The organism is Cohnella sp. GbtcB17 (assembly GCF_019091135.1).
GTDB lineage: Bacteria > Bacillota > Bacilli > Paenibacillales > Paenibacillaceae > Cohnella.
In genome coordinates this window covers 1-13113 of sequence record NZ_JAGXJW010000055.1, presented here as the reverse complement: position 1 = coordinate 13113, position 13113 = coordinate 1, and the positions used below count along the sequence as shown (strand labels likewise).

Below are 13113 nucleotides of genomic sequence, written 5' to 3'. Positions count from 1 at the left end.
AGCGAATGGACATGCGCACGATCGCCGTTACCGGAGGCAGCGGCAAGTTGGGCAGATACGTTATCGATGAGCTGCGCCGGCAAGGCTACCAAGTCGTGTCGCTCGACCACCGTATCGCCGAAGGGCTTCCCTGCAAGCAGATCCATGTGGACATGAACGACCTCGGACAAGTGGCAGGCGGGCTGAAGGGTGCGGATGCGGTCGTTCACCTGGCGGCGATTCCCGCGCCTGTCGGATATCCGCATCATACGATTTTCGCGAACAACGTCCTCGGGAGCTTCAACGTGCTGGAGGCCGCGGACCTGCTCGGCATTCGGCGGGTCGTGATGGGATCGAGCACGTCCTGCTATGGATTCGCTTGGGCGTCCAAGCCTTTTTCGCCGGTATACTTGCCCGTGGACGAAGCGCATCCGCAGCTCCCGCAGGAAGGGTACGGGCTATCCAAGACCGTGAGCGAGCTGGCATCCGATATGTTCGCGCGCAGAAGCGGACTTGAGATCGCGAACCTGCGCTTCTCTCTGATTGCGGCGCCGGGGGAATACGAGAGCTTGGCCGAAGAGGCGCGGCATCCCGAACGGCTCCGCAAAATTTTATGGAGCTATATCGACATTCGGGACGCGGCGAGCGCCTGCGCGGCTGCATTGACGGCGCGGCTCGAGGGCGGTTCGGTCGCGCTCAATATTACGGGAGACGAAGTCCTGAGCGAGCGGGATACGCCGGCCTTGATCGCCGAGCATTATCCGGAGGTGACGGACATTCGCGCTGACTTGAGCGGGACGGCGCCGCTGTTCGCCAACGCGCTTGCCAAACAGACGCTGAACTGGAAGCCGGAGTATAAATGGCATTGAGCGAGGATGGCGGCTTATCGAGATTCGCGTATTTTGCCTGGAATTCAATAAGCATCGGTAAAAGCGTCGGGGACGGAGACGCGCGTGCCGATGCTTTTTCGCGTGCGGGATTGGGGATACAAAGTGAGATAGTTGCTGAAGAGCAACTAATTCTGGCGGTGTTGAGCTGCTAATAAGAAATAGTTGTTAAAAGGCATTTAATTCGAGCGTTAACGGTACTTTTGCGGATTTTGCAAGGAATTAACTGCCTTTTAACCATTATTCTTCTGACGCTGGCCATTCGAAGAGAATTAACGTCCTTTTGACAACTATTTTTGTCCGGCTGACTGTCGCTGATCTGACGCGAGGCACGCCGCGCTCTGCCGTATGTGCGTGCATCGGGATTGACCGATCTGGATTCGTTCGATATAGTAGAAGCACTGAATTAGTAATTTAGTAAATTACTAAGCGACTTAACTATTCGCCAATTGGAGGACATCTTCATGAAAATTCCGACATCGCTGAAGCACAAGCCTGTCATCATATCCGACAATTACGAAAACGTGGACGGGCGCTACGCCGGGCATACGGACGCCAAGGGGCTTTCGCTCGGCCTGGCGCAATGGAACGATCGCGGCAAGGTCGACATCTCGGCGAAGGTATGGCGGTACACGGGAGAGAAGTGGTCTCGTCAATCGGAGGAGCTGCCGCTTCACCGCGTGCTTGACCTTGCGATATTGGTCGCGCGGGGCATCGGTCATTTCCGCGAAGCCTATCGTTACGAGGCGCTGTACGATCCGGCCGAACCGGTGATCGACCGGATCGGGCTGCAGGGGGACGCGATGACGGTGGCGGTCTGCACGGACAATGAGCGCATCGGCGAGGACATCAAGCTGTTCGGCGCCGCGCTCGAGGCGGACGGCGAGCTGATCGGCGAGCGGCTCGCGACGCTGTCGCGTATTTTGAAGGAGATGGGGTACTGAGCATGGATAAGCAACGCAAAAAGCAGCTGGCGGAAGCCTATACGCAGTCCTTCCGGGCGATGGGCGTATATCAGATTCGAAACACGGAAAACGGGAAGGTGCTGGTGCGTTCCTCGATGGATCTGGACGGCGCCCGCAACCGCTTTGAATTTATGAAGCAGATGAACAACAACACATTGCCCGAGCTGAAGGCCGATTGGGATCGTTACGGAGGCAAGGCGTTTGAGTTTTCGGAGCTGGACCGAATCAAGCCGAAGGAGGAGACAGTTACGGATCGCGCCGAGCTGAAAAAGTATCAGGAAGAGGTGGACGCGCTCGCCGAGCTGTGGATCGAAAAGCTGCAGCCCTACGGGGAGCGCGGATACAACAAACCGCAGAGCTAGCGCATGCCAAAAAGCGCAGGCAGTCTTTCGCCCGCGCTTCGAAGATGACGTTTACGTACGGAATACCCGATCGTGAAGGAGGTCGAGCGCTTGCTCGATCTCCTTCAGCTTTTCTCCGGACAAAGTCCCGATGCGCCCTTCGAGCTGCGACAGCATATGGCCGAAAATGCCGTTCATCAGCTGCTGCCCCTTATCGGAGAGGCGAATGAGCTGCCTTCTCCTGTCGTCCGCGTCCGCCACCTTTTCGCACAGTCCCTTTTGTATCAGCTTCTTGAGCTCGCGGCTCGTATTCGGCAAGGACATATGGGTACAGTCGGCGACGCTGCTGAGCGTGACGGGCTGACTGACCGCGACGTATTCCAGCATTTTATATTGAACGGGCGTCACGTCTTCGAGCTTCGCGCCTTTCGTGAACGCATGCGTCGTCTGATGGACGGCCGTTACAAAATCGATAAATTTTAAAAACAGAGCCTGCTTGTCCATACGATCACCTCGCCTCGTACGTTTAACGATATCAAAATCGTTATCAAATAAAAATGATCATTTGACAACTAAATGACGGCGCGTTACTCTGTAGTTATCATATGATAATTATAGGGGGCCCTGCCATGAAGCTGCTCGTCATTTATGCGCATCCGAATCATCGAAGCTTGAACTATGCGTTTTTACAGGAGATCGTACGCGGGAGCGAAGAGAACGCTGCGTTCGAGGAGGTCGAGGTGCTCGATCTGTATGCGGAGGGATTCGACCCGGTGCTCGTGTTCAACGAGGAAAAAAGGAGAAGGGACATGCATGCCGATCCCGAGCTCGCGCGCTATCGGGAGCTGATCAAGCGGGCCGACAAGGTGGCATTTGTCTATCCGATCTGGTGGGGGCGGCCGCCTGCGATGCTGCTCGGTTTTATCGACCGCATGTTCGCTTCGGGGTTCGCCTATCGGGACAACGGCAAGCTGCTGCCGGAAGGTCTGCTGAAGGGCAAGACTGCGGTGTGCGTGTCGACGATGAAGGGGCCTGCGGTGTATATGCCGCTCTGGCTCTACAATGTGCACAAGACGCTCATGCACAAGGCGCTGCTGCGGTACGTCGGCTTCGGCAAGGTGAAGTTTTTCGAATTCGGCAGCATGGAAAGTCCGCGGGGCAAGCAGAAGGAGAAGCTGGCGAAGGTATACCGCTACTTCAGGACGACGACCGCCTGATCAAGAGTTGCCGCGCCAAACGGGTGACGCAAATAAAGAGGCCTGCGCGGCCTCTTATTATTTGAAGAAAAGAAAATTCGTCGCCAGGCGCCGAAGCTGCCCGTCCGACGGGCTGTTGACGACTCTGCCTTTGAACACGAGGGTGGATGAGCCGCCGCCGTCCAGGTTGTAGCCGTCGATCGTTCCGAAGCGGGAGAGCAAAATCTGGAGCTCCTCGAGCGTGGCGCCGGAGCTGCCGTCCTCGCCCCGTCCGTCGATGACCATCATCAGAATTTGATTGTCCTTGTAGTTCGCGATGACCGTGCGCGGCGCGCGCAGCGGGCTTGTCCGCCATTTGGCCGGAATCGGCAGATTGACGCCGTTTTTACGGAGTACGGGTACGAAGGAGGCGCCGAACTTCGGCTTTTCCTTGTCGAGCTGGGACTTGCTGTTGTATTTGCCGCCGATCAGCTTCAGTTCCTCGTTCAGGCCGACGAAAAACAGATCGTTGAAGCTCGGCTCGAAGCCGCCGACGTACTCTCCGCCGACGACGGTCGTGCTGAGCGGGTACCGCTTGCCGCCCTGGTCCGCGAAGCCGCCGGCATTGACGCCCGCGATCGCTCCGGTCCGCTTGACGGCGGCGAGCGGCGTCTCCGAGCTGCCCGGCTTGCCGCCGGCGAGCGCCATCGACATCGCTTTGTCGCTCTTCAGCTTGACCTTGAGCGCGTAGCCGCTGAAGTGCTGAGCGCGGATCGTGTAAAGCTGTGCCGTCAGATTGTCCGACTGCACCGAGTCGCGCGGGTAACCGAGCTTGATCGAGATGCGCCTGTCGTAGATGGCCGCCGGACGCCGCACCTGCGCCTTGGCGGTGGACATCATCGCACTCATGCTCTTATTCGTCTTCGTATACAACTCGGATACCCGCTTGACGGAGGCCGAGATGTCCTTGGCGATGGCGCCGGCCCGGTCCAGCGATTCGATCTGAGGCTCCGTGTAGCCGGCGAGCTTCGGCTCCGGCGTCTGCGGCGGCGGGCCGATGTCCGGCGCCTCGGGATTGACGCCTGCCGCCAACAGCCAGATCAGCATGCCGAGAAACGGCGCGCAGGCGAGCAGCACGGTTCGGTTCAATTGCTGGACGCCCGTTCTCATTTGAGCACGTCCAGTTCTTTTTTCAGCTGGTCCAGCTGTTTTTTCAGCTCGCTGATCTGCGTATACAGCTTGTTGCTGTTGTCGGTCTTGTCGCTGGCGTTGTCCTGCGTGAAGGTGAGCAGCTCGTTCAGCGCTTCGACCTTCGAAGACAGCTGCGCCATCTGTGCGGCGTAGTCGCTCTCAAGCTTGTCCAGTCTGGCGCTGTAATCCTGCTGCATCGCCGCGATCTGGCTGGCGGTTTGCTGCTGCAGCTGCGCAGATACTTGCTCCCGCTGCTGTCCCGTGTACCAGACGGTGCCGGCGACGCCTGCGCCGATCAGCAGCAGCCATAAACAAACGAACGGCACGACGGATCTTCTCGCCGCTCTCCTCGGGGTTCTTTCCGTGCTGCCGACTTGCGCTCTCGTGTCCGTCAGAGGGGAAGAATTCATCATTGCAGTTGGTCACCTCTTCATTCGGCCATACCGATATTGAAAGTACATTGTAGCATAATCCTATAAAATTTGGGCAAACTACACTGTTTTTTTACCTTCCGATGGATAAATAAGAAAGGTCATACAAATTCGACGATGGAGCCGTCCGTGAGGTTGCGCGCGTGCTACGCTCTCAGGCGTATGCTATACTGTATGCACCATATACAATTATTTTTTTCGGAAAAGGGGCGTACAGGATGAGCGGCGACGATACGAGGGACGAAGGTAGCTTGAACAGCTTGCCGCACGGTGCGCAGCTTGCCTGGGGACTCGTGAAGCCGTCGACGAGAGGCCCGAAGGGAGAGCTGAGCGTCGGCAAGATCGTGGAGGCGGCCGTCGGCATCGCGGATCGGGAAGGGCTGTCGGCGGTGTCGATGAGCCGGGTGGCGAGCTCGCTCGGTTTTACGACGATGTCTTTGTACCGATATATCAAGAGCAAGGACGACCTTCTGATGCTCATGACCGAGGCCGTTTGCGACATCCCAATTCCCGAGGAAAGCGAAGGGAAGGGGTGGCGGGAGCAGCTCAGGGAATACGTGGAAGCCTGCATCCGGCTCATGCGCGCGCATCCGTGGTTCACGGATATTCCGATCATGGGCGTGCCGATCACGCCGAACAACCTGAAGATGGTGGACTGGCCGCTGCGCATTTTACGGGATCTGCCGCTCAGCGAATACGAGAAAATGTCCACTGTGCTGCTGATCAGCGGCTATTCCCGATTTTACGGCGTCATCATGCGGGACATGGACCGGGCGATCGAGGCGGGCGCGAATCCGGACAGCTTTTCCGGTCTGATGTACGGCGAGGCGTTAAGGCAGCTGGTTACGCCCGAGTCGTACCCCGCCTTATATCCGATCGTAGCGGCAGGCGTCTACACGGAGGATGACGGCAACAAAGGAGAAGCCCAGGACGACTTCGACTTCGGACTGGAGCGCATTCTCGACGGCATCGAGCTGCATGTGTCCCGGGCGAGAACGTAGCGAAGGGATGCTTTATAAATAAAGAAGAGCATGACCAGGGTCGCTTGGACCTCGGTCATGCTCTTTGCGTTGTTAGACGATCGATTATCTCCGTCCTGCGCGCTTCTTGAAGGCGAAGCCGCACCAGACGAGCGCGATCGCAATGAGGCCCGCGCACCAAGCGGCGCCGATCCAGGCGTGGTCTCCGATCGGCGTGCCGAGGAGCAGCCCGCGGATTGTCTCAATGAGCGGCGTGATCGGCTGATGGCTCGCGACGCCGCGCAGCCAGTGCGGCATCGTGTCGATCGGCACAAACGCGCTGGACAGGTAGGGGAGGAACAGCAGGATAAAGCCGTAGCCGCTCGCGGCCGAAGGGCTGCCGGCGACGAGGCCGATAGCGGCGTAGAGCCAAGTGAGCGTAAGGATGAACAGAACGATGACGCCGAGCGCGGCGAGCCATTCGACGAAGGAGCCGTTCGGCCGGAAGCCGACGAGCAGCGCTACGGCGATGACGACGCCGGACGCGACGAGGTTGCGCGCGAGGCTCGCGGCGACATGTCCCGTGACGACGAAGAGGCTGCGGATCGGCATCGTGCGGATGCGGTCGATGATGCCGTTCGCCATGTCGGTGGACACGTCGACCGCCGTCGTCGCGGCTCCGTACCCCGCGCACAGCAGGATAATGCCCGGCACGACGTAGTTGGCGTAGTCGCCTCCCGGCGCGATCGCGCCGCCGCACACGTAGGTGAACAGCAGCATGAGCATCACCGGCAAAATGATCGACATCATCAGCGATTCGGTGTTGCGAAGGCTGAGCGTCAGGCTGCGGCGGATGAAGACGGCATTGGTGGCGGCATAAGAGGGCGGGGCGAGCGGGGATAGAGACTTATTCACGATACGGACACCTCCGAAGGTTGATGGGTGAGCGCGATAAATACATCGTCCATGCTGGGCCTGCGTATGGTTACTTGGGTATCGGGCGGCAGCGAGGCGGCGAGCCCGTTCAGGATTCGTCCGATATCCTGCGCGGAACCGGTCGTCGCTAACGTGCGGCTCCACTGCTCCCGCTCGTTCGTCAGCTCGATGACTTCGCCGCCGATGCGGGCTTTTAATTCGGTTGGCGTGCCCTCGGCGACGAGGCGCCCGCCGTTGATGACGCCGATCCGATCCGCGAGCTGGTCCGCTTCCTCCAAATACTGCGTCGTCAGGAAAATCGTCATGCCTGACGCCTTCAGCCGCTCGATGATGTCCCAAAGCGCGCGCCGGCTGACCGTATCGAGCCCGGTCGTCGGCTCGTCGAGGAAGAGCACGGGGCGACTGGCCACGAGGCTGATCGCCAGGTCGACCCGTCTGCGCATGCCGCCCGAATAAGTTTTCACCCGCTTGCGCGCCGCGTCGGTCAGGTCGAACTGCCGGAGCAGCTCGGCCGTCCGCCTCTTGGCTTCGGCGCTCTTCATGCCCGAGAGTCTGCACATCATCTGCAGATTCTCCTCTGCAGTCAGCATCTCGTCGACGGCGGCGAACTGTCCCGTCAGGCTGATCGATTGCTTGACCTTGCCGCTCTCGGCGGCGACGTCGTAGCCTGCGATCCGGGCGCTGCCGCCATCCGCCGCCACGAGCGTCGTCAGAATAATGATGTGCGTCGTCTTGCCCGCGCCGTTCGGGCCGAGCAGCGCGTAAATCTGTCCTTCGGGAACGGCGATGTCGACGCCGCGCAGCACCTGCTGGTCGCCGAAGCTTTTCCGCAAACCTTTGACTTCGATCGCGAATTTCATGATGGAAGCTCCTCTCGTTTCATTAACTGTTTATTGTGTATACAGTGTATTATATAAACAGTATATATGCAACACGGTTTTTAAGTATTCCATTTTTCGTTTGCGGGCCGCCGGCATATCGCTATAATTGGGAGATAAACGATAACGGAAAAGAGTGATCATCTTTATGCAAGCAAACGGAGTCGTGCCTTACCGAGAACGCAATATCGTGCTCATCGGGTTCATGGGCGCGGGCAAGACGACGATCGGCAAAGTTCTTGCGGCCAAGCTGTCCCGCGAATTCATCGACGTCGACGAACTCATATCGACGGAGCGGGGGATGCCGGTTACCGAGATTTTCAGGACGTTCGGGGAAGAGGCGTTTCGCCGGATGGAAAAAGATTATATCGGAGAGCTGTGCCTTCAGAAGCAAGACGCCGTTCTGTCGCTCGGAGGCGGCGCTTTTCTGAAGGAAGACACCCGCGAGCTGTGCATGGCGAACGCGGCCGTCATCTTGATGGACATCCCCTGGGAGCAATGGAAGACGAGACTGCCGCTCATCCGCGACAGCCGGCCGATCCTGCAGAACAAAACGGACGAGGAGATCCAAGCGCTCTACGAGTCGCGCCAGGCGATCTACGAGCGGCATCACTTTCGCGTGGACGCCGGCAGCCAGACGCCTGAAGCGGCCGCGCAGGAGATCGTCGATTGGCTGGAAGGACGGCTTTAATTAAAAACGCGTTGCCGCAGGAGGCGGCAGCACTGGCAACGGAAGCGGATACCGGTAGAGGGCGCCTGGCAACTGGTACTGGCAACGGGTAATGTCAGTGGATATCGGCAGCGAGCACCGGCCTCAGTCACCGGACTCAGGGGACGTTATTTCGCGAAAATCGGTCAAATTGGAGTCGTTGCGGACTGGAGAGTCGTTATTTACCCGATTCAAGGCTAAAGAAGGCTTGGAACTCCGCAATAAAGGCTCCTGAGTCCGCCGGCGCGTCCTAAACAGGCATATGAACAAAAATAGCGACTCCTCGGTCCGTCATCTACGCGCCAATGCGCAAGCAACAAGGCTGAAGCGTCGTAATCTCGCTTGCAGCAACCCAGGCAATCCGCCGCTTTCTCGGCAGCGCGCGAAAAGACCGCACATCGCTGTGCGGCCTCATGCTACTTGCCTATTTTTTGCTTATTGCTCACCTTATGCTACACGCGGCACATGTGTCCTTACAGCTTGACCCACTCGCCGCCGCGCTCGGCGGACAGTTGCTCGGCTTCGACGATCTCGAGCGAGGCAAGCGTGCTCTCCGGCGCGCAGACCTTGATCGCTTCGTCCTTCAGGATTGCGTTCGCGAAGCTGCGCAGCTCGCCGTAGTAGCCGTCGTGATCGGGCAGCTCCGGCTTGAAGCCCGGCGCGTCGTTCGGGTTGACGGTGAGGCCGTCCTTGCCGAGGATGAGGTTGGCGCCCGCGAAGTTGACGCGGAAGCCCATCTCGAAGCCGAAGTCGCCTTCGAGCGTCCAGTCGACCTGGGCGTTCAGCACTTTGCCGTCCGGATAAACGTAGTGCGTGGAGGCGGCGTCGAAGCCGCTGCCGGGAATGACGTTGCGGCCGATCGTGGACACGCGCTCGGGTTTGCCGAACAGCCAATTCACGATGTCCGTGTCGTGAATGTGCATGTCGAGCAGCGCGCCGCCGCTCAGCTCGCCCTTAAGGAACCAGCCGGCCGGCGCGTGGGAGCCTCTGTAGAAGTATCCGCCGGTCACGTCGCCGTAGCGCTTGTCTTCCACGCAAGCTTTGAGGTACTCGTATACAGGCCAGAAGCGCAGGCATTGGCCGATTTGCAGCTTGCGGCCCGTGCGCTCGGCCGTCTCGACCATGCGCCGCGCCTCTGCGGAGCTGCGCGCCATCGGCTTTTCGCAAAAAACGTGATAGCCCTTCTCGAGCAGCTCGCAGGTCAGATCCGCGTGCAGCGTCGTCGGTAGCGTGATATCGATCATATCGAGCTCTTCGCTCGCGAGCATCTTGTCGATCGAGTCGTACAGGGCATAGCCCGACAGATCGTACGTCTCCTGCGCGGTCGCCATATTGCCGCCGGCCTTCGCGTTTTTCAGCGTTTCGATCGCGACGTCGCAGATCGCGACGACCTTGACCGGCAGGCCTTCCGCAGCCAGGCGCGCGTAGTTGTCGAAGTGCATTCTTCCCATGAAGCCGAAGCCGATAAGTCCGATTTTAAGCATGCAATTAGCCCTTCCTTCCGAGAATGGCGTCCATGGCGCCGGATGTATTGTAGATGATTTGCTTGGTGTGGTGCGTATATTGCGGGATCATTTCCGCCGTCACGTAGCCGTCGTAGCCAATCTCCTGCAGCGCCGCGACGACCGCCGGATAGTCGACGTCGCCGGCCAGCAGATCGACGAAGCCGTGCAAGCCGCCCGCTTGTCTGCGGTAATCTTTGAAGTGAACCTTTTTGATGCGATCGCCCAGAATTCGGATCCAGTGCTCGGGATAGCCGCTGTAAACCGTATTGCCGACGTCGAAATAAGAACCGACGTACTTGGAGCCGACGGCGTCGATGAATCCGCGCATCTCGAGCGGCGAGAGGAGGAACTTGTTCCACACGTTCTCGATGCCGATGGATACGCCTGCGGCTTCGGCTTCCGGAGCGAGCTTCGAGATGGCCTCGAGCGCGCGGTCGTAGGCGACGTCGTAAGGAACGACTTCGCTGCCCGGGATGAAGTCCACGCCGACGGCGCCCGGAATGACCAGGATCGCGTCCGCGCCGAGCTTGGCTGCGGTTTCGATTTGCTTTTTGCATACGTCGATCGCCTTCAGGCGGTTCGCTTCGATCTCGCTCGTCATCGCGTAGGACCAGTACAGCCCTGTCGCCAGGCCGGCCAGCTCAAGCCCCGTGTCCGCCAGCTGCTGCTTGATGCTCGCCAGCTCGCTGTCCGTCGCTTCCAGGCCGAGCTCGCCGGTCTCGTTAAGCGACAGCTCGATGCCGTCGAAGCCTGCGTCCTTGGCCGTCGCGATCGCGTCCTTGATCGAGACGCCGTCGCCGAACGACCAGATGTTAATGCCTTTTTTCATCGGGATAGTCCTCCTTGGGCAAGCGTTTTATTTGTCTTCATTATAAGGAAGGCGTGTGCTCGATCATTTAGAGAAGTTAGTTAAAAGTTGCACGATTCCGTTATAAAAGTGCGGCTTATGCTAAAATGGGAGGACGAAGGGAGTGCCTGAGGATGGATTTTTCCCGTTTCCCGCTGCGCCGCGCGCTGCCGGCCAAGGATTGGTCGCCCACCGTCCACTACGCGCAGTATCAGAAGCTCCCGCCGGGCACGCTTGTCGAGCGGTATATTTACGATTTTGAGGTCATCTGCGTGTGCAAGGGGAAGCTGGCGACTGACATGCGCGGCACGCGCTACACGATCGGAGAAGGGGAGGCCGTCTTTTTTCCGTCCGGCGTGCCGCATCGCAATGCGATCGTCTCGGCGAACGGCGCGACGCTGCTCGGGATCCACTTCGACTTCGACGGGAAGCTGCGGATCGCCACGGAGCAAGACATGGTGTCGACGGACCTGGACGCCGAACCGGACTTGGATAAATTCGCAGAGGAACCGGTAACGCCGGATCTGGACGCGCTCTCCTCGCGAGCGGTATACAAGTGTGGCCCCGAGTGCTTTCAATCGATGGATCGGCTCGTCGGCGAGTTCACGATGCGCCGGAGCGGCTACGAGCTCGCCTGCAAGTCGCTCATGCTGGGCATACTCGCGATGCTGCTGCGATCGGGAGACGATGGCGCCGACGGCGGCGATTCCGTGCATCGCGAGCGAATCCGCAAGATGGTCGAAGCGATGGAAAAAGAGCCGGGCGATTCCTGGAGCGCCGAGCGGATCGCGCGTGAGCTCAAGGTCAGCGAGGACTACGCGTCCAGGCTGTTCAAGCAGGTGGCGGGCATGCCGCCGGGGCGCATGATCCAGTCGATCCGTCTTCGCGAGGCCCGCAGGCTGCTGAGGGAGACGGACTGGTCGGTCGAGACCGTCGGGGCGAAGATCGGCTACCCGGACCTGCATTACTTCAGCCGCGTCTTTACAGCCGGAGAAGGCATCTCTCCGCGGGAATACCGCAAGCTTTCAAGAGTGCTCTGAGGCAGGCGCGGTTTAGGGGACTATTTAGGGGACTATTTACAGGAACAATCGTGCAAGTTAAGATTAACAGGTCGACTTGTCGACAAGTCAACGTGCATTGGAAGCGCAGAGAAAGGGTTGGACATCGATGCGACAATATCCTGCCGCCTGGCTGAAGGGACAGTCCCGGGGCGAAGCGATCGCAGGCGAGCTGAGGCTGCGAATCGTTGAAGGGACCTTGAAGCAGGGCGATACCGTCTCGGAAAATAAAATCGCGGCGGACTTCGGCACGAGCCGGTCGCCCGTCAGGGAAGCGCTGAAAGCGCTGTCCAACGAAGGCCTGATCCGTCTCGAACGGATGGGCGCGGTCGTTCTGGGCCTCTCGGCCGAGGATATCGGCGAGCTGTACGACGTTCGATATCTGATCGAGAGCTTCGCGCAGCAGCGCCTCGCTTCGTCGTGTCCCGCGGAACTGATCGCCGCGCTGCGCCACCGCATCGACAGCATGCGCTTGGCGGCCAAATATGCGAACATCGCCGAGTTCGCCTGGCTCGACTTCCAGTTCCACGACAGTCTGATCGCGGCGGCCGGGCATGCCCGAATCGCGCGCTTGTGGGACAGCATTCGCCATGTGGTGCTCGCCGTCATGCTGCTAACGACGGAGGACGTTTTCGCGGGCGGCGCGGACCGGCTCGAGCGTGTCGTCGCCAAGCATGAGGCGATCGCGGACGCGCTCGCGTCGGGGGACGAAGCGCGGATTGCGAAGGTCGTCCGCGACTATTTCGCCGACTCGCGCGATACGCTCCGAAGCGCTTGGTCCTGATTGATCGAAGCGCCTGGTCCTGATTGATCGAAGCGCCTGGTCCTGATCGATCGAATAACTTCCCCAAGGCTGGCGGGCGAGCGGGCAGCGTCCGATGCAAGCCTTCTTCTTTTTGTCCAAACTTGTCGACTAGTATACGTGTACGCGGGGTATACCATCTTTAGCAAAAGAATCCGTCAAATCGGTCAACGGGGGTTTTGGATCTTGGATAATGTATTCGGTTTCGGACATAACGCGACGCTGCTTATTTGGGCATTGATCGCGATCGTATTTTTGGTCGTCATGATCGCCAAGTTCAAATGGAACCCCTTTGTCACGCTGCTGCTCTCCGCGCTGCTGCTCGGCTTCCTGGCAGGCATGGACGGCCAGGCGCTGATCAAGTCGGTGACGGGCGGTCTTGGAGGCACGCTGGGCACGATCGCCATCGGCATCGGCCTCGGGACGATGCTCGGCAAGATGATGACGGAA

16 protein-coding genes are annotated in these 13113 nt (G+C 59.3%); 9 read left to right on the top strand and 7 right to left on the bottom strand.

From position 1 onward, the window contains the following. The first annotated feature begins 11 nt into the window (after positions 1 to 11). The 3 genes from KVT38_RS25760 (at position 12) to KVT38_RS25750 (ending at position 2193) form a co-directional block, all read left to right on the top strand. Complete coding sequence (locus KVT38_RS25760; protein ID WP_217596616.1) at positions 12 to 848, top strand: NAD-dependent epimerase/dehydratase family protein; 837 nt, start codon at positions 12 to 14, stop codon at positions 846 to 848. 482 nt (positions 849 to 1330) lie between these two features. Further along, positions 1331 to 1810 (top strand): DUF6530 family protein, encoded by a 480-nt coding sequence (locus KVT38_RS25755; protein WP_217596615.1) that lies wholly within the window; start codon positions 1331 to 1333, stop codon positions 1808 to 1810. Between the two features lie 2 nt (positions 1811 to 1812). After that, a complete protein-coding gene (locus KVT38_RS25750; RefSeq protein WP_254639559.1) occupies positions 1813 to 2193 on the top strand; it encodes a GIY-YIG nuclease family protein in 381 nt (126 codons plus the stop codon). Between the two features lie 51 nt (positions 2194 to 2244). On the opposite strand, the gene KVT38_RS25745 is transcribed toward KVT38_RS25750, so the two are convergent. Beyond that, entirely contained in the window at positions 2245 to 2676 is a 432-nt protein-coding gene (locus KVT38_RS25745) for a MarR family winged helix-turn-helix transcriptional regulator (protein ID WP_217596614.1), read from the bottom strand. Positions 2677 to 2801: 125 nt separating this feature from the next. Between KVT38_RS25745 and KVT38_RS25740 the strand changes: the two genes are divergently transcribed. Further along, entirely contained in the window at positions 2802 to 3389 is a 588-nt protein-coding gene (locus tag KVT38_RS25740; RefSeq protein WP_217596613.1) for an NAD(P)H-dependent oxidoreductase, read from the top strand. A gap of 57 nt (positions 3390 to 3446) precedes the next feature. Here the strand turns inward: KVT38_RS25740 and KVT38_RS25735 are convergent, their stop codons facing one another. Beyond that, on the bottom strand, positions 3447 to 4517 hold the full coding sequence (locus tag KVT38_RS25735; protein ID WP_217596612.1) for a phosphodiester glycosidase family protein: 1071 nt from the start codon (positions 4515 to 4517) through the stop codon (positions 3447 to 3449). After that, the gene (locus KVT38_RS25730; protein ID WP_254639558.1) at positions 4514 to 4951 is read right to left on the bottom strand and encodes a hypothetical protein; all 438 of its coding nucleotides are present in this window, start codon (positions 4949 to 4951) and stop codon (positions 4514 to 4516) included. The genes KVT38_RS25735 and KVT38_RS25730 overlap by 4 nt, the downstream gene beginning before the upstream one ends. A gap of 236 nt (positions 4952 to 5187) precedes the next feature. On the opposite strand from KVT38_RS25730, the gene KVT38_RS25725 reads away from it, so the two are divergent. Next, a complete protein-coding gene (locus KVT38_RS25725; RefSeq protein ID WP_217596611.1) occupies positions 5188 to 5970 on the top strand; it encodes a TetR/AcrR family transcriptional regulator in 783 nt (260 codons plus the stop codon). 84 nt (positions 5971 to 6054) lie between these two features. Here KVT38_RS25725 and KVT38_RS25720 read toward each other — a convergent pair whose 3' ends face one another. Both KVT38_RS25720 and KVT38_RS25715 read right to left on the bottom strand, forming a co-directional pair. Continuing rightward, on the bottom strand, positions 6055 to 6843 hold the full coding sequence (locus KVT38_RS25720; RefSeq protein WP_217596610.1) for an ABC transporter permease: 789 nt from the start codon (positions 6841 to 6843) through the stop codon (positions 6055 to 6057). Next, positions 6840 to 7727 carry an ATP-binding cassette domain-containing protein gene (locus KVT38_RS25715; RefSeq protein ID WP_217596645.1) on the bottom strand — a complete coding sequence of 296 codons (888 nt, stop codon included), beginning with the start codon at positions 7725 to 7727 and terminating at the stop codon, positions 6840 to 6842. Before KVT38_RS25715 ends, KVT38_RS25720 begins: the two co-directional genes overlap by 4 nt. A 163-nt stretch (positions 7728 to 7890) precedes the next feature. On the opposite strand from KVT38_RS25715, the gene KVT38_RS25710 reads away from it, so the two are divergent. Beyond that, positions 7891 to 8433: a shikimate kinase gene (locus tag KVT38_RS25710; protein ID WP_217596609.1), complete on the top strand. Its 543-nt coding sequence runs from the start codon at positions 7891 to 7893 to the stop codon at positions 8431 to 8433. Between the two features lie 491 nt (positions 8434 to 8924). Here the strand turns inward: KVT38_RS25710 and KVT38_RS25705 are convergent, their stop codons facing one another. Both KVT38_RS25705 and KVT38_RS25700 read right to left on the bottom strand, forming a co-directional pair. Next, positions 8925 to 9935, bottom strand: coding sequence for a Gfo/Idh/MocA family protein (locus KVT38_RS25705; protein ID WP_217596608.1), 1011 nt, complete (start codon positions 9933 to 9935; stop codon positions 8925 to 8927). 4 nt (positions 9936 to 9939) lie between these two features. Further along, positions 9940 to 10785 (bottom strand): sugar phosphate isomerase/epimerase family protein, encoded by an 846-nt coding sequence (locus tag KVT38_RS25700; protein ID WP_217596607.1) that lies wholly within the window; start codon positions 10783 to 10785, stop codon positions 9940 to 9942. Positions 10786 to 10937: 152 nt separating this feature from the next. On the opposite strand from KVT38_RS25700, the gene KVT38_RS25695 reads away from it, so the two are divergent. The 3 genes from KVT38_RS25695 to KVT38_RS25685 all read left to right on the top strand — a co-directional run. Beyond that, positions 10938 to 11843 (top strand): AraC family transcriptional regulator, encoded by a 906-nt coding sequence (locus tag KVT38_RS25695; RefSeq protein ID WP_217596606.1) that lies wholly within the window; start codon positions 10938 to 10940, stop codon positions 11841 to 11843. A 127-nt stretch (positions 11844 to 11970) separates the two neighbouring features. Further along, the gene (locus KVT38_RS25690; protein ID WP_217596605.1) at positions 11971 to 12645 is read left to right on the top strand and encodes a GntR family transcriptional regulator; all 675 of its coding nucleotides are present in this window, start codon (positions 11971 to 11973) and stop codon (positions 12643 to 12645) included. A 204-nt stretch (positions 12646 to 12849) separates the two neighbouring features. After that, positions 12850 to 13113 (top strand): GntP family permease (locus KVT38_RS25685; protein ID WP_217596604.1); only part of this gene is annotated, 264 nt, incomplete at its 3' end.

Coding starts and splice junctions, on each gene's coding strand:
- KVT38_RS25760 (WP_217596616.1), top strand. CDS start 12: ATGCGCACGATCGCCGTTACCGGAGGCAGCGGCAAGTTGGGCAGATAC.
- KVT38_RS25755 (WP_217596615.1), top strand. CDS start 1,331: ATGAAAATTCCGACATCGCTGAAGCACAAGCCTGTCATCATATCCGAC.
- KVT38_RS25750 (WP_254639559.1), top strand. CDS start 1,813: ATGGATAAGCAACGCAAAAAGCAGCTGGCGGAAGCCTATACGCAGTCC.
- KVT38_RS25745 (WP_217596614.1), bottom strand. CDS start 2,676: ATGGACAAGCAGGCTCTGTTTTTAAAATTTATCGATTTTGTAACGGCC.
- KVT38_RS25740 (WP_217596613.1), top strand. CDS start 2,802: ATGAAGCTGCTCGTCATTTATGCGCATCCGAATCATCGAAGCTTGAAC.
- KVT38_RS25735 (WP_217596612.1), bottom strand. CDS start 4,517: ATGAGAACGGGCGTCCAGCAATTGAACCGAACCGTGCTGCTCGCCTGC.
- KVT38_RS25730 (WP_254639558.1), bottom strand. CDS start 4,951: ATGATGAATTCTTCCCCTCTGACGGACACGAGAGCGCAAGTCGGCAGC.
- KVT38_RS25725 (WP_217596611.1), top strand. CDS start 5,188: ATGAGCGGCGACGATACGAGGGACGAAGGTAGCTTGAACAGCTTGCCG.
- KVT38_RS25710 (WP_217596609.1), top strand. CDS start 7,891: ATGCAAGCAAACGGAGTCGTGCCTTACCGAGAACGCAATATCGTGCTC.
- KVT38_RS25705 (WP_217596608.1), bottom strand. CDS start 9,935: ATGCTTAAAATCGGACTTATCGGCTTCGGCTTCATGGGAAGAATGCAC.
- KVT38_RS25700 (WP_217596607.1), bottom strand. CDS start 10,785: ATGAAAAAAGGCATTAACATCTGGTCGTTCGGCGACGGCGTCTCGATC.
- KVT38_RS25695 (WP_217596606.1), top strand. CDS start 10,938: ATGGATTTTTCCCGTTTCCCGCTGCGCCGCGCGCTGCCGGCCAAGGAT.
- KVT38_RS25690 (WP_217596605.1), top strand. CDS start 11,971: ATGCGACAATATCCTGCCGCCTGGCTGAAGGGACAGTCCCGGGGCGAA.